We start from the raw sequence: 17,790 nt of genomic DNA, 5'->3' as shown, positions 1-17,790 counted from the left end.
TTTAGAATGACGGCGAAGTTAGGGCGCTGTCTTCAGTAAACCAGAAGTAGTCAGCCACTCCATTTTCAAACTCAGCCTGCAGCGCCGCATCGGGATTGAGAATGACAATAGCTTGCTGCAGATCGTCTCCCAGCCTGCGGGCTACCCGATCGGGAATACCGTAGCCATAGATGACGTGCCCCTGCCCAGCGAGAACGACTACTGAGTAGTCAGGGTGAGCCTGCCGGAAGTCGGCAATGCCCTCAGCCATCGTCTCATCCCACAGCACTTGGGCAGCAAAGAAGTTGTCGAAGGACAGGGCCGAACCGTGACCTGCGTGGGCTTGGGTAAAAATATCCTCAATGTAAGCCCGGTAGGCAGCATTATCAGTATGAATCTCAGTGACGGGAGGAATGTAGCGAAAATCCTCTTCACTGAGGCTGTCTAACCCAGCCTGAGCTACTTTGCGGGTGATTTCGGTAGGGGTATTAAGGGCGAGGACAGGCATCTGCTGGGCTTTGGCAAACCGCAGAATTGGTGCGTAGTACTCCCAGGGGAAGCCCCAGCGCTGCTCATATTCGGTCTTTTCCACCAGAGCAGCTTCATCAATCTCGCTAGCTAGGTAGGCATCGAGGATGGGCTGGTAGGGGCGCTGAAACATTTCGAGTGCGATCGCAACTCTAACTTTCTCCTGCACCAACGCCTGGATAATCTCTAGCTGAGCCGCATGATCTGCTGGGCTGCTGTGAGTTTCGCCCAGGTAAACCACTTCGGCTCGAGCCAGTGCTTCTAAAATGCTTGGCTGAGACAGACTAGCTTGACCAGGTTGGGTAGAGGCAGAAGCTAGGCCAGCAGCAGGCTGTACCTGAGCCAGATTGATGATCCAAAGGCAGAGGCAGCCCAGCATTAGCCAGCCTGCCAGGCGAACAAATCGCCGCAAGGATTGCTGCATGAGTTAAAACTCAGGTCTGATGAGAATGCAGCTTAGCGTCAAGGCCACAGAACCCGCAACAGTCATCGCGGTGGGAGCGTCTAAGCCCAGAACGCAAAGGGGGCAGTAAACAATTAGCCCAGCTAGCGCTACCAACCCAATTGGAGTCGTTAAAAACTCCAAAAATTCCAGCAAACTTTCCAAAAAACGAAGGAATTGCAGCAGTTGGGCAAGTAGACTCATGGCAAGTGTCCACAATGGGGAATCGGACTAGAGGTAGAGCACACTCAAACAACTCTATGTCTAATTGTTACTAATTATCCCCAATCATCCCTAGAAATGCTTATCCCTTCCGACGCATTCGATACTCATTGAGAGAAACTATCTTGCCCCTTGCCTGCGCCATGATGGCCGGATCCACGTCAGGAATAGCAATCTGAGTCACCCCAATCTGGAGCTGAGCATCAAGGTTCCAGGTTTGCTGCCGCACCCAACACTGGTCTCCCTCACACCGGACAACCAGAAAATCTGGCACATACTGAGACTGCCCTTTGAGGCGAATATGCGAACCGGGCCGAATCGTCATCGAAGGCATAGTCAGCACCCCCAAAAGGCAGTAGATGATGTTCTCTTAGAATAGTACATAAAAACTACTTTAGGCTTTATGTCTACCCACATTTCAGATCTATCTTGAGATGCTCAAAAGATGAGCATTGCTCGCTACTTTAACTTTTTTTTAATCCCTTCGGATCCATCTTAGGACGGTTGATCCAACCGGCACTGCCCTTTAGTATTTTTGGCTAAACGCCGTTCCCGCTCGGCTATTAACGTCTTTAGATCGGGTCGTCTGGTTAGCGCCAGCCGCCAGTCGGCCCAAAGCTCATAAAGCCGGTCTACTAGAGGGCCAACCAGAGGCCAGCCAGTAGCGGCATACACCCAACCCATGCCCAGCACGGTGTAGACCTGGCGAAAGACCTCCACGTTTTTGATTACGGTGCCATCTGCCAGCACTGCGTGAATTCGGCCCATTGCTGTTTCAAAGTCAACGCCGCCATGATCTTCGGGACGGTAAGTATCGTCGGCGATATCGACAAAGGCAACTAGCCCTCGTCCGGCATCGTGTTTCTGCAAAAAATTTACCTCTCGCACGCACAGCGGGCATTGCCCGTCATACAGGAGCTTGATTTTCCAGGCAGGAGAATCGACCGAGAGATTGACCTGAGGTTGGGACTGTTCAGCCAGGGGCATAACGAACTGCTAAAGAAAGTCTAAAGTTCCTTTACTTATTCTAAGAAGGGTTACGCCTGTGGAAGAAGGAAGTTCTCACCCGCTGTGTCAGCATAAACACAGTTCTTGTTAACCCAATCTGGCTTTGGTGCTCCAAACCATGTCTCAAACCCAGTTCTACGAATGGAACGGCTATCGCTGCGCCTATGAGGTGCACGGGCCCCAAACGACGGCGCAGCCTGCCCTGCTGTTGATCCATCCTATTGGGGTGGGGCTATCCCGGCATTTTTGGGATCGATTTTGTCGGGAGTGGTCTGTGCAGGGCTATCCGCAGGCCATTTACAACCCAGACCTATTGGGCTGTGGCGAGAGCGATATGCCTCAGGTCGCCTATACTCCCGATGATTGGGCAGCTCAGCTGCAGCACCTGATTGAAAAAGTAATTCAGCGACCGGTGGTGCTCGTGGTGCAGGGAGCCTTGTTCTCTGTGGCGATTCGGCTGGTGCAGCGGCTGGAGGGGCATTGGGTGCGGGGGCTGGTGCTGTCTGGCCCGCCTGGCTGGCAGCTAGTTTCTCAGGAAATGTCGCCCTTGCTGCAAAAGCTGCTATGGAACCTGCTGTTTGATAGTCCCTTGGGCCGAGCCTTTTACCGCTATGCCCGTCGAGAAGCCTTTATCGAGTCTTTTTCGCAACGGCAGCTGTTTGCCGAGGCCGCCGATGTGGACCAGGAATGGCTGGGGACTTTGAATCAAGGAGCTGCAGACCCTGCCAGCCGCTACGCCGTGTTTGCCTTTCTCGCCGGTTTTTGGCGCAAGGACTATACCCAGGCCATTGAGCAGATTCAGCAGCCAACGTTGGTGCTGTTTGGCGAAGCGGCCTCGGGCATTGACCGGGCCAGCCGAGACACGCCTGCCCAGCAACGGTTGGATGCTTACCTGAGGCATTTGCCCAAGGCTGAGGGCGAACTGATTGTCGGACGCAATGTCATGCCCTATGAGTCGACGGCTGAGTTTGTGCGGGCGACAGGTCACTGGCTAGAGCGCCTGAGCCCGGTAGAGCCGCAGACAGCTGGCCAGAGTGATAATAAGCTATAGCAGAGAGACTGTTGGCAAATCCTCTGGGCTGCTTAAGCAGGGCCTGAATTCTGTTCCTGGCATTGGAGAGGCAGAGCCTCTAGCGGGTATTCCCAGGCTCTGCCTGGGAACAAGGGGCAAGGGCTTGCGATAGTCCGATAGTCAAAGGCTGCTGCGTGTCATCTTCATTCCTGGCTTCCCTTTTTCTTGCCTTATGCTGATCACTGCCACTCCCTCCCTCATCCACGCCTTGCGCCAGCGCCGCGAACGTCTGGCCCAGCACGTTGATTTTCCGGTTGTCCTGTGGTCGGGGCAGCCTCAGTCGCGTAACTTCCCGGCAAATACTCACCCTTTTCGCAGCAGCAGCCACTTCCTCTACTTTGCCGGGGTGCCGTTAGCAAATGCGGCGATCCGACTAGAGCGGGGCCAGCTGACACTGTTTATGGATGAGGCTACGCCAGCGGAGGCACTGTGGCATGGCCCTTCGCCCACGCGGCAGGAACTGGCGCAGCAGATAGGGGCTGATGCTGCCTACCCTCTAGCTGAGCTAGCCCAGTGGGTGGCAGAGGCGGCAACCCTGCCAGTGCTCGATGCGGCAACGCGATCGATACAGCAGGCTCTGCTGGGGCGTTCTGTGGGCATAGCCCAGGCACAGAACCAGGACCAACGGTTGGCAGAGGCGATTGTGCAGGTGCGGCTATGCCACGATGCTAGGGCTGTTGCCGAGATCCGGCAGGCGGCAGCCGTATCGGTCAAGGCGCATCGGGCGGGTATGGCGGCAACTCGTCAGGCAGCTACAGAAGCTGAAGTGCGGGCCGCTATGGAGCAGGTAATCATGGCCCACGGTATGACCTGCGCCTACAACAGCATTGTCACAATTCATGGGGAGGTGCTGCACAACGAGCACTACCATCACCGCTTAGGGTCGGGAGATCTGCTGCTGGCCGATGTCGGGGCAGAGGCCGCTTCTGGCTGGGCCTCGGACATCACCCGCACCTGGCCGGTTTCGGGCAAGTTTTCTCCCACCCAGCGCGATCTCTACGATCTGGTGCTGGCTGCCCACGATGCCTGTATTGCCAAAGCACGACCGGGGGTGGAGTACCGCGATGTGCACCTGCTGGCTTGCCAGGTTCTAGCCGAGGGTCTGGTCGATTTAGGTATCCTTCAAGGGCAGCCAGAGACGCTGGTGGAGCAAGATGCCCACGCACTGTTTTTTCCCCACGGCGTCGGCCATCTGCTGGGGCTAGACGTGCACGATATGGAAGATTTAGGCGATCTGGCCGGGTATGCATCGGGCCGCAGCCGCAGTGATCGCTTTGGCCTTGCCTTTTTGAGGCTAGATCGGCCTTTGCAGGCAGGCATGGCGATCACGATTGAGCCTGGGTTTTATCAGGTGCCAGGTATTTTGCAAGACCCGGTTCGGCGGGAGCGCTACCGGGACTCGGTGAACTGGGAGCGGCTGTCGCAGTTTGCCGATGTGCGCGGCATTCGCATTGAAGACGATGTGCTGATTACGGCAGAGGGTTGTGAGGTGTTGACGGTGGGTTTGCCCAATACGGCTGAGGCTGTGGAGTCTTTGGTCTGTGGCTAAGGTTTGCTGTTAAAACTGGGGGTTGACCCGGTAGTGTAGCCGTAAAACGCCGGTGCTGTAGATTTTGCGATCGCACAGCTCCAGCGCACTCTGCTGTATCGTCTTAGAAAACAGGGGAATGCCAGATCCCATTAGAAACGGGTTGACTTTAAGGATCAGCTCGTCAATCAAGTCCTCGGCAAATAGCGTGGCCGCTAGACTGGCCCCACCACAGAGCCAAATCCCCTTGCCGGTCTCCTGCTTCAGCTGTTTGACTCGAGCGATAGCATCCTGTGAGACAAGCTCAACTTCAGCATCGGGGCTTTCCTTGAGGCTGCGGGAAAACAGATACTGCTTGAGATGGGGGTAGGGGCTGGTAATGCCTACCTGTACCCCCACTTCGTAGGTCTTGCGCCCCATCAGCACCGTATCAAAATGCTGATTTTCTCCTCTCACGCCCAAGGCTTCCCGAAAATGGGCCGGAATGGTTTCAGGAAAGACTGCGGCTAAATCGGTGATGTGATCTCCGGCCTGAAGAAAGCCATCAAAGGAGCCGTCTTGATGGGCAATGAAGCCATCAACACTGCAAGCCACATAGTAGATCAGCAATTTCATGGCATTTTCCTTCAGGCCAGCGAAATTCAGTCAAGAATTCTTAAAGTCCGTAGCGCTCGATGTGCATGGGCAAATATACTTTGAACTGAGTGCCTTGGCCAACTTGGCTGTGAACATCAATGAACCCGCCCTGGTTCTTGACAATGCCCATTACGGTAGAAAGCCCAAGCCCTGTGCCTCGATCCAGTTCTTTGGTGGTAAAGAACGGCTCAAAGATGCGCTCAAGTACGTCGGGAGCAATGCCGGTTCCTGTATCCGATACGGTGATGGCAACATAAGGGCCAATCTGAGCATCTGGATTGGGGGTATCGGCTTCATCGATCACCACGTTCTCAGCCGCGATTGTGAGGGTGCCGCGAGGCATGGCATCACGGGCATTGACACAAAGGTTTAGCAGCACCTGATGGAGCTCGGTAACATCAGCAAAGATAGGCCATAGGTAGGGCTCGATCTCCGTCTGGATCTCGATTGACTTAGGAAAAGTTTCTCGGGCAGTTTGAACCAGCTCTAGAATGAGCGGCTCTACCTGAAGCACAGTGGGCTTGCTATCGGCTTTGTGAGCAAAAGAGAGCACTCGCTTGACCAAAGCTGCCCCCCGCCTAACATTAGACTCCTGCAGCTGAAGCAGTTCCTGGGTAGACTTATCGGCGTCTAGCAGCTTGAGCTGGAGCAGCTGGGCAATGCCGAGAATCGGCGTGAAGACGTTGTTTAAGTCGTGGGCAATGCCGGTGGCAAGGGTGCCCAAAATTTCCAGGCGTTGGGCATGGAGAGCTTGCTGCTCTAGCTTTTTCTTTTGGGTGATGTCGGTATTGACTACCAGAATCGAGTGGGGCTGCCCCTCTGGCTGCATCAGAGTCCAGCGGCTGTCTACGACAATGGTTCTGCCATCTTTGCTGGTGTGCTGAAGCTCGCCCTGCCAGCTACCTTTTTCAGCTAGCGTGGCTAACGTTTTGAGATAGGGCCTGTTGGGGTGCAGCAGCTGATCAATCATTTGGGTTCGGGCTTCGTCTGCCTGCCAGCCATATAAGGTGGCAGCGCCCTTGTTCCAAAACAGGATTTGGCTGTCGAGATTGAGCACAAAAATAGCGTCGCTGGTGATGTCGAGCAGGGCTGCCTGCTGGCGATTTTTTTCCTCTGAGCGCTGCCGTTCCTCGAGCTCTACCTGAAGTTTTTGGTACAGCTCAGATTGTTGGATTGCGATCGCAAGCTGAGTGGCCAGATGCTTGATCAGGGTCAGCTCCAAGGGTTGCCATTCGCGTGGCTCAAAACAAGTATTAACAACCAGTAGCCCCCATAATTTTTCGCCTTGAACAATGGGAACGACCAGATTTGCTCTGATTTGCAGTCGAGTCAGGAAATCAAAGTGACACTGAGTGATATTTGCCGATTGAGTATCGGGGACAGCATGAATCTGCCCCTGCTTGTAGAGTTCACGTCCCGCTGCTGACATGAAGAAAGATTCTGTAATTCGAGCGGATTGAATCGACAAGCAGCCGGGAACAACGGCTTCTACTGCAACCACGCCACTCCAGTCGGGCTCAAAGCGGTAGATAAACACCCGGTCTGCCTGCAGCAACTGCCGCACCTCAGAAACGGCTGTGTGCAGAATGTCTTCTAGATTCAGCGAACGACGAATGCGCTGAGCCATTTCAGCGACCAACCGTTCTCGCTCCATCTGCTGCCGCAGTGCCTCCTCCCGGCGCTTGCGCTCTGCCAACTCTAGGATCTGAGCCGCGCGGCTCTGGTTTTCGTACTTGACTTTCTCACGGTAGTCGCGGAAGAAAATTTCTAGGTCAGGCTCCTCTTTCAGCAGCGCTCCTAGATTTTCTAGGGCCCGTTGGTCTACTTCGTAGGTAACTTCAGGATGGGCCTCAATCCAGGCATGGCACATCTTGGTGTAGGCAATGAAGGAAACCAGATGCTGATACGTTGCTGCCCCTAAGATACGTCGTAGTTCCTGCCGACAGAAGTCAGCTTGAGCATGTTCAATACCAATAAAAATGGCACAGTACAGCAGGCTCTCTTCTAGCGCCGAGTTTGCTTCTGCCCAAGGCTGCAGCGGCACTGGCTGAGCCGCTAGAACGGCTAGATATTTCTCAACGTCAGTCTCTACTGGTGGGGGCGCATCTAGTAGCTCTAATACCTGTCGTGCCTTTAAACCTAGCGGCCGCAGTGAACAGCTGTGGCAGACCATGCAGTAGGGCACATCGCAGAAGCGCGACAGATACGCCGACAGCTTTTCCTTAAATAAGGCGGGCAGCGGATTGTGGACATAGGCAGAAAGCGTTTGCTGCCACAGGTTTTCTAGAACCTGCGGAGACTCGGCAGGCTCAAAAAAGGGCGGCACAAAGCCAAAGGTGGCTGCAATTTCTTCTGTAATCTCTTCGCGGCTGCGCCCTGAGAAAGCACTGCTGCTGGCAGGTGTAGCTACCGCTAACGATGTGTCGGAAGTTTGCGGGTAGTCGGAAGTTGGCATGATCAAAAATGGGTATCCGCGAAAAGGTTAGGTGGGCGGCGCTGCCCTTACCTGGGTCACTTAATCAGGCTGGAGATCAGCGGGAGTAGCGCATCGCTAAAATCCAGTTTGGGAACGAAACCGTCTGCTCCTACGGCCTCAGCCGCAATTCGGTATTCGTTGTTGTCGTTCAAGGTCAGAACGATGATGTAGGGTGCGTCTGTTTGCAGTTTGATTTGGCGAGTTGCTTCCAAACCGTTCATCTCTGGCATGGCCAGATCCATCAGCACTAGATCAGGGCGCAGTTGTGAAACCTGCGTTAGGGCCTCCTTACCAGAGAGTGCCCGCCCGACGATCTCAAGATAGGTTTCTGTCGCCAAAAAGCGAGTGGCCGACTCTAGAAATGGCAGGCTGTCGTCTACTAGCAGAATACGCAGGGGCGGCATGGGCTTGTTTCCACAACAATTACGTCCTGTAAGCTCTCTCCCTGAGTCAGCCAGTTCAAGCGTGGTAGCGTTTGGCTGGAAACCTGAAGTTACGGGGGGGTTGCTTAATTTCAAATTTACCCTGAGGGTCTTGAGAGCGATATCAGGGAAACCCTGAGATCTCTCTCAGAAAACCCCGAGGTATTGGCCCAAGCGCAGCGGCTACTCGTCTGCTGTGACTAGCCCGGTGCGAATGGCGTAGCGCACTAGACCGGCAACATCGTGAATATCTAGCCGCTCCATAATTTGAGAACGGTGCGTTTCGACCGTCTTGATGCTGATGACGAGCCGAGCAGCGATTTCTTTTGCCGAGTGCCCTTCGACTAAGAGTTGCAGGATCTCGCGCTGACGGGGCGTGAGATGGCTGGGGGTACTCGACTCGCCCCCAGTGCGCCGCACATAATCTGCAATCACGTGTTTAGAAACTGCCGGACTGAGGTATGCCTCGCCTTTAGAAATAGATTTGAGGGCTAGCTCTAGTTCAGCCACGCCTGCATCTTTGAGCACGTAGCCCATTGCGCCTGCCTGTAGGGCCTGCATGACATACTCTTCATTGGCATGCATGGAGAGGATCATCACGTGGGTGTTGGGAAACTCCTTGACGATTCGCGCGGTTGCTTCTAAACCGTTCATCTCCGGCATTGCAACATCCATCAGTACCACGTCGGGCTGGTGGGCTTTAACTAGGTGAATGGCGGCTCGACCGTCGCTAGCTTCAGCCACAACTTCAACGGCTTCCATTGACTCTAATAGCGATCGCAACCCGGCTCGAATCAGCGTGTGGTTGTCGGCAAGTAACACCCGAATCGGCTGCATCAACCCCCCTTTTCTGCGGGGGCAGGGATCAGCGATTGATCGGTGATCGGGATGTGAACGTGGATCTGGGTGCCAGCCGTGGGTTTGGAGTGAATCGTGAGATGGCCGCCTACCAGCAGAGCCCGCTCCTCCATGCCCAGCAGACCTAGGCTGCCCCCCTGCATTGCCCGCTTGTGGGCAGCATGGGCATCAAAGCCAACGCCGTCATCTTGAATCAGCAGGTGCAGTTCCTTCTCTAGTGGCTGCAGCTCAATCGTGACTTGATGGGCATGGGCATGGCGAGCAACGTTTGTTAGCGCTTCTTGAACAATGCGAAAGCAGGCGGTTGCCAGGTTTGGTGGGAGCTGAGGTGGGGGTGAAGTGGCAGAGAAGGCGGCTGGAATACCGGTGCGTTGGGAGTAGCGATCAACATACCAGCGTAGAGCGGCAGTTAACCCTAAATCATCTAGGAGCGAAGGCCGTAGATTGAGTGAGAGATCGCGTACCTGCTGCAAAGCAACTTCCACAATATCGAGGCTATCTTGAACTGCGGTTTGAGCCGTTGGGGAGGGGTTGGACGGACTTGCCTCTGTCTGGGCGGCTCGCTTGAGCGACTGGAGATTGATTTTTACGATGGTGAGCGCCTGACCGATCTCGTCATGCAGCTCGCGGGCAATGTGGCGGCGCTCGGTCTCCTGGGCGTCTATGAGTTGGGCAGAAAGGGTGTGTAAGCGCTCACGGTCGCTCTGGGTCTGCTCCAGCATCTGCGCTTTTTGAATCGCCAGCGCTAGCAGGGCTGCAACTTCGATGGCGATTTCTTCATGTTCTGAAGTAAAAGCAGGGATGTGGGTATTGGCAAACTTGAGTTCGCCAATCAGCTTATCTTCAATAAACAGAGGCACCACCATACAACAGCACATGCCTGAAGCCAGCAGGCGCTGCATCATCAAAGAGGGATGCTCCAGGGAGGCAATATCTTCAACGTAGTATACGGAGCCAGGCGTCAGGATAGCTTGAGTAGAAAAGTATTCTAGAGGCAGGCAGTTGCCCTCTGGGAACAGCTGCTCGCCATCGAGATCTCCGGCTACCACTTTGGCCTGACCTCGGGCAAAGTCGAATAGGGTGACGGCTGCCCAGTGGCAGGGCACGAGTCGTCGCAGGTGTAGTAAGGCCACCTCCGCCGTTTCCCTAGAGGATTGCTGGGCCAGAATTGCCCCGCTAATGGCGTTAATGCCCTCTACGCGCTGGGCGTAGCGCTGTTGGGCCGTTTCTGCCAGTCTGCGCTCGGTGACTTCCTCCTCTAGCTTCTCGTTGGTCGCGGCTAGGGTAGGCAGTGCGATCGCATGGGGCAGCAGCATGATCAGCTCAAAAGCGGCATACAGCGAGATCAGCGCAGTAATGGCTTTGAGTACGCCTGATAGCCAGTAGGTAGGGTGCCAGAGGGTCCAGACCTCCATCAAGTGGGTCGTTCCACAGGCTGTAATGAAGGCCCCAAACAGCAGCAGTAGCCCGCTAAAGGGGGCCTCCTGGCGCTTGTTAACCACATAAACGAGGGCAATAGGGATAGAAAAGTAGGCGAGGCCAATCAGAGCATCTGACAAAATGTGAAGCCAGACGAGTCCCGGCTGCCAGAGATAGCAGTGCCCGTGGGGAATGAAGGAACCCGAAGCGAAGAGATTTCTCAGCAGGTCCGGCATGGGTTCTTTGAGTCCTAGATGCTTTTTATCGAGCGCTTTCTCCCTGCTAGCGTAGGCAATTTCTCTTCAAGCGGCCTCTGTATCAGGGGGAGTTATGGCGAAAAAGAGAAAGGAGTGACCTCTAATTTACAGTTTTCCTGGTCATTGAGGCTGCGCTTGATGTCGTTTAGCTCTCGAAATCCTTCGGCGGCATTGGCATTAAGGCTGTCTTGCTGACGGGTCGCAAAGGCCCGAACACAGCGATTTTTGCTTTGAGCCAGTGGCGTTAGGCTATTTTGGGCAGTATTAATGTCCCAGACCTCAGCGGCTCTGTGAAAGGCATCCCACTGCTCTTTGTCTTCTGCGGTAATGGTTAGGCGGGTTTCGGTGTCTTCTAGAATGTGATATGCGATCGCAAAACTCCCGGCCAAAATTGCGGCGATCCCCAGGGCAACTGCTACCCCGGCTATAAGCGGCGGCAATTTGAACCGGCGGCGGGGCGTAGGGTTTTTAGAGCGCGCTTCTAGCTCCCGGTAATAGTGGGTGAAGGCCTCCATCTGGTCAATAAACCAGATTTCAACCCCTGATGTCTTGAGGCGATCGGTGGCAGCATCAAAGTCGGTGTCTGCAGGCGCAGAGGCAAGTCCGGCAATGACAGGCTGCTGCTCAGGAAAATGCTGCCCGTAGGCCCGCAGCTGTTCGGCAGCGGCAGACAAGTCTGCTTGAGACCAATCGCGTTTGCACTCAATCGCATATTTCTGAGTCAGGATGTCGATGGTTCCGCCGTCGGGACAGGCAACCTCCCGATAGACGTTATGGCCGTGTTCTTCTAGCCACTGCGTTAAAAATGCCTGCAGCTCATCATCACTGGCAAAGTCCATAGGAACTCAAGCAGTCTAAGAGACCGGTTTGACGATTTTGAATAGCCTATATTGTGCCACTTCAAACCGCTGCCTCGAGAAAGCCTAGCAACTTAACTTTGGCCTCTGGAACGTTCTGATACCGTTTAGCCGTTGCCTGAATCTTTTGGATCTGCCCCAGAGCTAGGTTGCAAGGCATTCCGTACTTGGCCTGCACTCGGTCGCTGGCAATCTGTAGGGCCTCTGTCGAGCGCTGCAAAAAGTCGTGCAGGTCATAGCTCTGCTGGGGTGCGAAGTAGTCTTTGACCACCAGGGAGGGGGAATAGCAAAGCTCTTGGGCTCCATCAGGCCATTCAATGCGAAAGCGAATTTCAGGCATGGCTGTAGTCTCTTGTAAGCAGCAGTGAGCGGTAAGCAGTGATGTGATGCTGAGCAGAACGGATCCAGGTAAAGCGATCGCAAACTCCCCGGGTATTGGCAATCAGTCGCTGACGCACCTTGGGCTGAGTCACCTGCAGCATGGCGGTTGCGATCGCATCTACAGACTCAGGATTGACCAGCAGGGCCTGATCCTCAGTCAGAAACTCTGTAAAAGGGGCTTGGTTTGAGGTGATGACAGGAAGGTGAGTTGCGATCGCCTCCAGCACCACCAGCCCCCAGCCCTCTTTTGTCGAAGGAAAAACAAAAGCATCTGCAAGCCGGTACAGCGTAGGCAAATCCTGCTCAGCGATCACCCCCGGCAAGCATAAAGACTGTCCTGGCTGAATTCCTAGCTCGGCAGCAGTCTCTAAGAATGTCTGACGGTAAGGCTGATAGTCGAATAGGGTTGCTCCCCCCGCAATCACCAATTTAGCCTGGGGAGATTGGACCAAGACCTGCGCGAAAGCCTGCAGCAGCCGAATCGAATTTTTTCGGGGCTCGATACCTCCGACAGTCAGGTAGATAGGCCCACCGGCTATCCCCAAGGCAACTGCTAGATCCGCTTCTGTGCCGTTAGGTGCAGCGCTAAAGCGATCGGTATCGACCCCATTAAAAACGCGCTCTGCCCGAAGGCCATAGTCTGTCCATAGCGCCTCCCGCCAGAATTGGCTGACACACAAGCATTGATCTGGCAGCCGAATCGAACGATCCTGACAATCCCGTAGGTAGGGGCTTTCAAACGCCTCTACATGGTGCACCGTTCTCGCGAAATGAGGAATGCGCCCCTGCTGCCGCAGCACTGCCAGGGCATTGGCCCCAATACAGTCCTGGGCATGGAAGATGTCATAGCTTGAGCTGTGCTGCTTAAAATAACTGACAAATTCCTCAATCCGCTGCCGAATCAGTCCATCTACCCCACTATCAGAGGGGCCTGCTGGAACACTATAGGTCTCAAACGGTAGAGCCTGCCCAAACCCCTGCCCGTCCTTGTCTAGAGCAAACACGCTGGGCTGATGACCTAGCTTTTTCAGCGCCCGTGCTAGCTCCAACGTGTGAACTACACTGCCCCTGGGCTGGGTGGAGTAGGTTAGCAGCGCAATGCGTAGAGAATCACTCATAGGTCAAAGGCATAGATTAGGCAGGCCCAAATCCAGTTAGAGGCGACTTTGCCATGTCCCAAAGCAAAGCAGTGTCGTCTCCTAGCTTGAGCCAAACATCGTGACCCTCCATCACCACGCCTACGGCTTCGCAGGCTAAATCGCGCTGCACCAGCTTGGCTCTAACGGCCTCGACCTGCTCTGACGGTACTGCCAGCAAAAAACCAAAGCTAGGGAAACAGGTCAACCACCGCTCCAGGTCAACCCCTGCGGGTTTGGGCAGCAGATCTAGATCCAGCACTGCCCCACAGCCCGAAGTTTCCATCAGCATCAGCAGGGTGCCTGCAATGCCGCCCATACTAATGTCTTTGCCCGCCCGACACAGTTCTTCCTGAGCCAGCTCCGGCAGCAGCGCCAGATCGCCCCGTAGCCGAGCCGGATCGGCCTCAGTCGCCGCATTCCAAAAAGGGTAGTGGCGAAAGAAACTGCCCCTCAGGTCAACGACCACCATTAAGGTATCTCCCGGCTGGGCATCGAAACTGGTAATCAAGTGCTGGGCTCGGCCCAAAATGGCGACAGCCAGCCCTTCGTGAGGGCTAGCGCAGTTGCTGTGGCCGCCAACAATGGGCACGCCGTAGGCGCTAGCGGCTGCCTGCAGACCTTCCCAGACGGGTTTGCTCGCTTCCGGAGTTTGGCTCCACAGCGCATCTACCACGGCAATGGGAGTACCCCCCATCGCATAGACATCAGACACGTTGACCATCACCCCGCACCAGCCAGCGAACCAGGGCTCTTCGGCTACAAACCGGGGCAGCATACCTTCAGCGGCTAGTAGGAGGAAGCCATCGGCGTCGGCAATAGCAGCACAGTCGTCGCCTGGCCGAATAGCTGGGGCGGAAGCGTGCTGATCTACCAAGGCTTTGGCGGCAGTTTGGATGTCGCGCTTGCCAAGGATACCGACAGACTGCTGGAGTTGGGCAATGAGATCGGTCAGGTTCAAGCGGGTATCCCTAGGCAACGGAGGGGACAGGTAGCTGGGGGCGAATTTCGCCATTGGCTGGGTAGTGGGCCAAATCAGCCTCCATCAGGTGGTGGGGCAGGCCGCAGATATCGATCTCCTGGAGCGATTCCCAGTGGAGCCGCTGAAAGAAGCGAACGTTTTGTAGCTGAACCGTGGCTAGAAAGCGATCGCATCCCCAAGTATTTGCCGTTGTCACAGCTTTTTGAATCAATCCTTTGCCGATGCGGCCCACGCGGCGAAAGTCGGGATGCACGCCCAGTCGCCCGCCATACCACAGGCGAGGTCGTTCCTCGTAGATCCGAACCACGCCTACGATCTGATCCGGCTGGCCGGGTTCTTCGACAATCGCCACGATGGGGTAGGCAAGGGTATCAAGGTTGTCGCGGTCGTGCTGATTGAAAAGGCCCTGCTCCTCGCAGAAGATCTGCCGCCGCAGCTCAAAGTAGCTGGTAATGTCGGCGTCGGTGTGGGCGAGTTGGAAGCGATAGGTGCGGGTGGTCATGGGTGGATGGGTGAGCGGGTAGAAAGTGGATGGATAAGGGGTGGATCAGTGGGTGGGAAGGTAGGAAAGGTTTTTCGTTGGGGTGCAAGGGCTTGCGCCTCGTGCAAAGGCTTGTTCTGACAAGGAGAATGGGGTTGAATCTTGCGGAGATCAGGTGCAAACCCTTGTGCTCCTAACCAAGCGTTTTTGAGGGCCAGACCGTTATTTCTCGAAGGCTTTAAGGGCGGAGCAGGCTCCACATTTGGCGCATCCAGCGTTGATATCATCGGAGGACATACCGGCTTTTTTGAGCAGAGCACCGACTTGCTGGTATAGGGTGAACATGAATTCGCTGGAGGGGGGCTGGTGGGCTGCTAGGGGGGTGCCGCCAATGGGGACAAAGGGCACGACGAAGGGGTAGACGCCGATTTGGATGAGGCGATCACTGGTTTCGACCAGGGTTTCCAGGCTGTCGCCGAGGCCGGCCAACAGGTAGGTGCTGACTTGGCCCCAGCCGAAGACTTTGACGGCAGCCTCAAAGGCTTGGAAATAGTAGCTAACGGGGACGCGGGCTTTGCCGGGCATGATGCGATCGCGCACCGCCGCATCGACTACCTCCAGGTGCATACCCAGACTATCGACCCCGGCTGCCTGCAGCCGCTCGAACCAGATGAAGTCGTTAGGCGGCTCACACTGAGCCTGAATCGGTAGGTTGACGCGGGCTTTGACGGCTCGGGCACAGTCGGTTAGATAGGCGGCTCCCCGGTCGGTGGTATTAGGTGTGCCGGTAGTCATCACCAGATTTTCGACGCCATCTAAACGAACGGCGGCCTCTGCTACCTCTGCCAGCTGCTCTGGTGTCTTCTGGGCAATGGTGCGGCCTGCTGCTAGGGATTGCTCGATCGCACAAAACTGACAGGCAGTGCGGCGATTGTCGTAGCGAATGCAGGTCTGCAAAACCGTGGTAGCGAGCACGTTGTGGCTGTGCAGCAGCGCAATCTTCCAGTAGGGAATGCCGTCTGCAGTCTGGAGGCCGTAGAACTGGGGCTGCTTGGGAAAGGCGATCGGGCCAATCACTGTGCCCTCTCGGGTCAGGATGGGCAGTTCTCCAGTTTCTTGAAGCTGCACCGTGTAGGGAGAGTCTGCTGCCGTATCAGTAAAGACGGGCACCATGACAGTGGTTTCGCCCACCTGGATAGCTTTGTGATCGGAAGGGCCAGCTCCCCCTCTGCGGCCGGATGCGCCCTGGTTTCGGTCAAGTAGCTTGAGGCCTTTGGACTGGAGTTCGGTGATAACCTCTTGGGCGTTCATAAGTGGAAAGGTTAGGGGGTGGATGGGCAGGGAGTGAATGAGTGGGAGGGGAAGACGCGCCTTTCTCTCCCACTACGGTGTGGGGGACAGAACCCCATCGGGGCTAGGGTCTTCGTGCACAAGCGAAGGAATAGGGCTGACAGGGGCCATCGCGGGGGCTGAAAAGCTGCTGTAGGGGGTGCCGTTGAGCTGAAGCTGGAGCAGGTCGGGGCGGGCGTAGTGACCGACTGAGTCCATCATGCGCTTGCGTTTGGTAATCAGGCTGAAGTCGAGATCTGCGATCGCAATCCCCTCGCCCTCTCGAATTGGCTCACAGAGATGCACGCCTTCGGGGCTGATGATGGCGGTGTAGCAGCCGCCTGAGAGCACGACTTGGAGCTTGGGGTCGGGAGTGATTTGGGCTTTTTGTTCGGGGGTGAGCCAGCCGGTAGCGTTGACCACAAAGCAACCAGACTCTAGGGCGTGGTGGCGCAGGGTGACTTCGGTCTGCTCGGAAAAGATGGGGCCGACCATTGAGCCTGGGAACTGGGCGCAGTGGATTTGCTCGTGCTGGGCCATCAGGCTGTAGCGGGCCAGTGGGTTGTAGTGCTCCCAGCAGGCTAGGGCTCCAATGCGACCGATGGCGGTATGGCTGACGGTTAGACCGGCCCCGTCGCCTTGACCCCAGACCATACGCTCGTGGTAAGTCGGGGTGATTTTGCGCCGCTTCAGCAGTAGAGTGCCGTCGGCATCGAAGATGAGTTGGGCGTTGTAGATAGAGCCTTGGTCGCGTTCGTTCACGCCGAGGACGACAACTACGCCATGAGTGCGAGCAGCGCTGCTGACGGCTTCTACAACGGGGCCTGGCACTTCTACTGCCTCCTCGTACAGCTTCATGTGCTCCTTGCCCATTAGGACTGGGGGCAGCACAAAGGAAAAGTACGGGTAGTAGGGCACAAAGGTCTCGGGGAAGACGATGAGCTGAGCCCCTTGGGCGGCGGCAGTTGCGATCGCATCCAGCACTTTTTCAACTGTTCCTTCTCGGCTGTGCAGGACAGGCGATATCTGCACAGCCGCTGCTCGAACAATGCGGGAATCATCCACGGCAACGAACCAGAATTCGACAGGAAAAAGCAAGCTAAAATTAGTTAAAAGCAGACATCCAGAGGTTGAATAAGCCCTGCTGCGAACTGCTTACTCAAGCAGCGAAACTCTACAAAAATAGGCCTGAAGCAAAGAGCCTATGAGCGGATGAAAGGAGTAAACAGACAACACACAGCCGACTCATTTTAGAAGAAATCCCCTCATCCGTAGCTGATTATATTACAGTGTCCAGGTATCGAGAATAAATGCGTTTTCCTTGCGGTGAATCAACACTAAATCCAAGACATCCAAGGGACTAATTGGCCGGATGCCGGGCATCAAAGAGGGCTCGCCGTGACCATAAAGAGCTTGCAGAGCAAAACGACAGGCATAAACCTTGCCGCCCTCTTCCATGATCTTCATAAGCTGATTGTTCATGTTTTGGTGGCCTGGAAATGCTTCGTCTCCCAGCTTCGGGAAACCGCGCTGAACGCCGAGGGTGACCCCAGGACCATACAGCAGAACGGAGGTCTCAAACCCCTTACGAATGAGGCGAGTTGCTTGAAGCAGGTTGACTAGACCAATTGACCCTTCAAAGGCAACCGTGTGGAATGTTACTAGAGCCTTTTCACCAGGATCTGCTTTGACATCAGGAAAGACTTTTTCTTCGTAATCCACGAAAAAGTCGCCGGATTTGTGAGCAGGCATTGTTACTTCAGGCATGAACTGAATT

At 55.4% G+C, this 17,790-nt stretch carries 19 protein-coding genes; 2 read left to right on the top strand and 17 right to left on the bottom strand.

Features of this window, described 5'->3' with window-relative positions:
• Nucleotide 1: 1 nt before the first annotated feature.
• The 4 genes from H6G13_RS08295 to H6G13_RS08280 all read right to left on the bottom strand — a co-directional run bounded on the left by H6G13_RS08295 (nucleotide 2) and on the right by H6G13_RS08280 (nucleotide 2,158).
• Nucleotides 2-931 (bottom strand): ChaN family lipoprotein, encoded by a 930-nt coding sequence (locus H6G13_RS08295; RefSeq protein ID WP_199305766.1) that lies wholly within the window; start codon nucleotides 929-931, stop codon nucleotides 2-4.
• Nucleotides 932-934: 3 nt separating this feature from the next.
• The gene (locus tag H6G13_RS08290; protein ID WP_190482654.1) at nucleotides 935-1,153 is read right to left on the bottom strand and encodes a hypothetical protein; all 219 of its coding nucleotides are present in this window, start codon (nucleotides 1,151-1,153) and stop codon (nucleotides 935-937) included.
• 100 nt (nucleotides 1,154-1,253) lie between these two features.
• Nucleotides 1,254-1,505 (bottom strand): hypothetical protein, encoded by a 252-nt coding sequence (locus H6G13_RS08285; protein ID WP_190482653.1) that lies wholly within the window; start codon nucleotides 1,503-1,505, stop codon nucleotides 1,254-1,256.
• Nucleotides 1,506-1,666: 161 nt separating this feature from the next.
• A complete protein-coding gene (locus tag H6G13_RS08280; protein WP_190482652.1) occupies nucleotides 1,667-2,158 on the bottom strand; it encodes a DUF393 domain-containing protein in 492 nt (163 codons plus the stop codon).
• 139 nt (nucleotides 2,159-2,297) lie between these two features.
• Here H6G13_RS08280 and H6G13_RS08275 point away from each other — a divergent pair, with 139 nt between their 5' ends.
• Both H6G13_RS08275 and H6G13_RS08270 read left to right on the top strand, forming a co-directional pair.
• Nucleotides 2,298-3,230, top strand: coding sequence for an alpha/beta hydrolase (locus H6G13_RS08275; RefSeq protein WP_190482651.1), 933 nt, complete (start codon nucleotides 2,298-2,300; stop codon nucleotides 3,228-3,230).
• Between the two features lie 193 nt (nucleotides 3,231-3,423).
• Nucleotides 3,424-4,800: an aminopeptidase P family protein gene (locus H6G13_RS08270; protein ID WP_190482650.1), complete on the top strand. Its 1,377-nt coding sequence runs from the start codon at nucleotides 3,424-3,426 to the stop codon at nucleotides 4,798-4,800.
• Between the two features lie 9 nt (nucleotides 4,801-4,809).
• On the opposite strand, the gene H6G13_RS08265 is transcribed toward H6G13_RS08270, so the two are convergent.
• From H6G13_RS08265 to H6G13_RS08205, 13 genes are all read right to left on the bottom strand, one after another.
• Nucleotides 4,810-5,394, bottom strand: coding sequence for a dihydrofolate reductase family protein (locus H6G13_RS08265; protein WP_190482649.1), 585 nt, complete (start codon nucleotides 5,392-5,394; stop codon nucleotides 4,810-4,812).
• Nucleotides 5,395-5,434: 40 nt separating this feature from the next.
• A complete protein-coding gene (locus H6G13_RS08260; RefSeq protein ID WP_190482648.1) occupies nucleotides 5,435-7,870 on the bottom strand; it encodes a GAF domain-containing protein in 2,436 nt (811 codons plus the stop codon).
• Nucleotides 7,871-7,926: 56 nt separating this feature from the next.
• On the bottom strand, nucleotides 7,927-8,295 hold the full coding sequence (locus H6G13_RS08255; RefSeq protein ID WP_190482647.1) for a response regulator transcription factor: 369 nt from the start codon (nucleotides 8,293-8,295) through the stop codon (nucleotides 7,927-7,929).
• Nucleotides 8,296-8,496: 201 nt separating this feature from the next.
• Complete coding sequence (locus H6G13_RS08250; protein ID WP_190482646.1) at nucleotides 8,497-9,150, bottom strand: response regulator transcription factor; 654 nt, start codon at nucleotides 9,148-9,150, stop codon at nucleotides 8,497-8,499.
• Complete coding sequence (locus H6G13_RS08245; RefSeq protein ID WP_190482645.1) at nucleotides 9,150-10,826, bottom strand: GAF domain-containing sensor histidine kinase; 1,677 nt, start codon at nucleotides 10,824-10,826, stop codon at nucleotides 9,150-9,152. Before H6G13_RS08245 ends, H6G13_RS08250 begins: the two co-directional genes overlap by 1 nt.
• Nucleotides 10,827-10,918: 92 nt before the next feature.
• Nucleotides 10,919-11,686 carry a hypothetical protein gene (locus H6G13_RS08240; RefSeq protein WP_190482644.1) on the bottom strand — a complete coding sequence of 256 codons (768 nt, stop codon included), beginning with the start codon at nucleotides 11,684-11,686 and terminating at the stop codon, nucleotides 10,919-10,921.
• 61 nt (nucleotides 11,687-11,747) lie between these two features.
• Nucleotides 11,748-12,044, bottom strand: a complete 297-nt coding sequence (locus H6G13_RS08235) for an MSMEG_0570 family nitrogen starvation response protein (protein ID WP_190482643.1) — start codon at nucleotides 12,042-12,044, stop codon at nucleotides 11,748-11,750.
• Nucleotides 12,037-13,203, bottom strand: coding sequence for an MSMEG_0565 family glycosyltransferase (locus H6G13_RS08230; protein ID WP_190482642.1), 1,167 nt, complete (start codon nucleotides 13,201-13,203; stop codon nucleotides 12,037-12,039). The genes H6G13_RS08235 and H6G13_RS08230 overlap by 8 nt, the downstream gene beginning before the upstream one ends.
• Before the next feature lie 16 nt (nucleotides 13,204-13,219).
• Nucleotides 13,220-14,236, bottom strand: a complete 1,017-nt coding sequence (locus H6G13_RS08225) for a sll0787 family AIR synthase-like protein (protein WP_190482641.1) — start codon at nucleotides 14,234-14,236, stop codon at nucleotides 13,220-13,222.
• Nucleotides 14,193-14,705 carry an MSMEG_0567/Sll0786 family nitrogen starvation N-acetyltransferase gene (locus H6G13_RS08220; RefSeq protein ID WP_190482640.1) on the bottom strand — a complete coding sequence of 171 codons (513 nt, stop codon included), beginning with the start codon at nucleotides 14,703-14,705 and terminating at the stop codon, nucleotides 14,193-14,195. The genes H6G13_RS08225 and H6G13_RS08220 overlap by 44 nt, the downstream gene beginning before the upstream one ends.
• Before the next feature lie 201 nt (nucleotides 14,706-14,906).
• Entirely contained in the window at nucleotides 14,907-15,995 is a 1,089-nt protein-coding gene (locus H6G13_RS08215) for an MSMEG_0568 family radical SAM protein (protein WP_190482639.1), read from the bottom strand.
• A 72-nt stretch (nucleotides 15,996-16,067) separates the two neighbouring features.
• Nucleotides 16,068-17,078, bottom strand: a complete 1,011-nt coding sequence (locus H6G13_RS08210; protein ID WP_190482638.1) for a Nit6803 family nitrilase — start codon at nucleotides 17,076-17,078, stop codon at nucleotides 16,068-16,070.
• A gap of 219 nt (nucleotides 17,079-17,297) precedes the next feature.
• Nucleotides 17,298-17,780, bottom strand: coding sequence for an MSMEG_0572/Sll0783 family nitrogen starvation response protein (locus H6G13_RS08205; RefSeq protein ID WP_190482637.1), 483 nt, complete (start codon nucleotides 17,778-17,780; stop codon nucleotides 17,298-17,300).
• Between the last annotated feature and the right edge of the window lie 10 nt (nucleotides 17,781-17,790).

Source organism: Pseudanabaena sp. FACHB-2040, from assembly GCF_014696715.1.
Taxonomy (GTDB): Bacteria; Cyanobacteriota; Cyanobacteriia; order Phormidesmidales; family Phormidesmidaceae; genus JACVSF01.
Note: the sequence above shows the minus strand (reverse complement) of the source record. Positions and strands in the feature narration are given on the sequence as shown.

Coding starts and splice junctions, on each gene's coding strand:
- H6G13_RS08295 (WP_199305766.1), bottom strand. CDS start 931: ATGCAGCAATCCTTGCGGCGATTTGTTCGCCTGGCAGGCTGGCTAATG.
- H6G13_RS08290 (WP_190482654.1), bottom strand. CDS start 1,153: ATGAGTCTACTTGCCCAACTGCTGCAATTCCTTCGTTTTTTGGAAAGT.
- H6G13_RS08285 (WP_190482653.1), bottom strand. CDS start 1,505: ATGCCTTCGATGACGATTCGGCCCGGTTCGCATATTCGCCTCAAAGGG.
- H6G13_RS08280 (WP_190482652.1), bottom strand. CDS start 2,158: ATGCCCCTGGCTGAACAGTCCCAACCTCAGGTCAATCTCTCGGTCGAT.
- H6G13_RS08275 (WP_190482651.1), top strand. CDS start 2,298: ATGTCTCAAACCCAGTTCTACGAATGGAACGGCTATCGCTGCGCCTAT.
- H6G13_RS08270 (WP_190482650.1), top strand. CDS start 3,424: ATGCTGATCACTGCCACTCCCTCCCTCATCCACGCCTTGCGCCAGCGC.
- H6G13_RS08265 (WP_190482649.1), bottom strand. CDS start 5,394: ATGAAATTGCTGATCTACTATGTGGCTTGCAGTGTTGATGGCTTCATT.
- H6G13_RS08260 (WP_190482648.1), bottom strand. CDS start 7,870: ATGCCAACTTCCGACTACCCGCAAACTTCCGACACATCGTTAGCGGTA.
- H6G13_RS08255 (WP_190482647.1), bottom strand. CDS start 8,295: ATGCCGCCCCTGCGTATTCTGCTAGTAGACGACAGCCTGCCATTTCTA.
- H6G13_RS08250 (WP_190482646.1), bottom strand. CDS start 9,150: ATGCAGCCGATTCGGGTGTTACTTGCCGACAACCACACGCTGATTCGA.
- H6G13_RS08245 (WP_190482645.1), bottom strand. CDS start 10,826: ATGCCGGACCTGCTGAGAAATCTCTTCGCTTCGGGTTCCTTCATTCCC.
- H6G13_RS08240 (WP_190482644.1), bottom strand. CDS start 11,686: ATGGACTTTGCCAGTGATGATGAGCTGCAGGCATTTTTAACGCAGTGG.
- H6G13_RS08235 (WP_190482643.1), bottom strand. CDS start 12,044: ATGCCTGAAATTCGCTTTCGCATTGAATGGCCTGATGGAGCCCAAGAG.
- H6G13_RS08230 (WP_190482642.1), bottom strand. CDS start 13,203: ATGAGTGATTCTCTACGCATTGCGCTGCTAACCTACTCCACCCAGCCC.
- H6G13_RS08225 (WP_190482641.1), bottom strand. CDS start 14,236: ATGGCGAAATTCGCCCCCAGCTACCTGTCCCCTCCGTTGCCTAGGGAT.
- H6G13_RS08220 (WP_190482640.1), bottom strand. CDS start 14,705: ATGACCACCCGCACCTATCGCTTCCAACTCGCCCACACCGACGCCGAC.
- H6G13_RS08215 (WP_190482639.1), bottom strand. CDS start 15,995: ATGAACGCCCAAGAGGTTATCACCGAACTCCAGTCCAAAGGCCTCAAG.
- H6G13_RS08205 (WP_190482637.1), bottom strand. CDS start 17,780: ATGCCTGAAGTAACAATGCCTGCTCACAAATCCGGCGACTTTTTCGTG.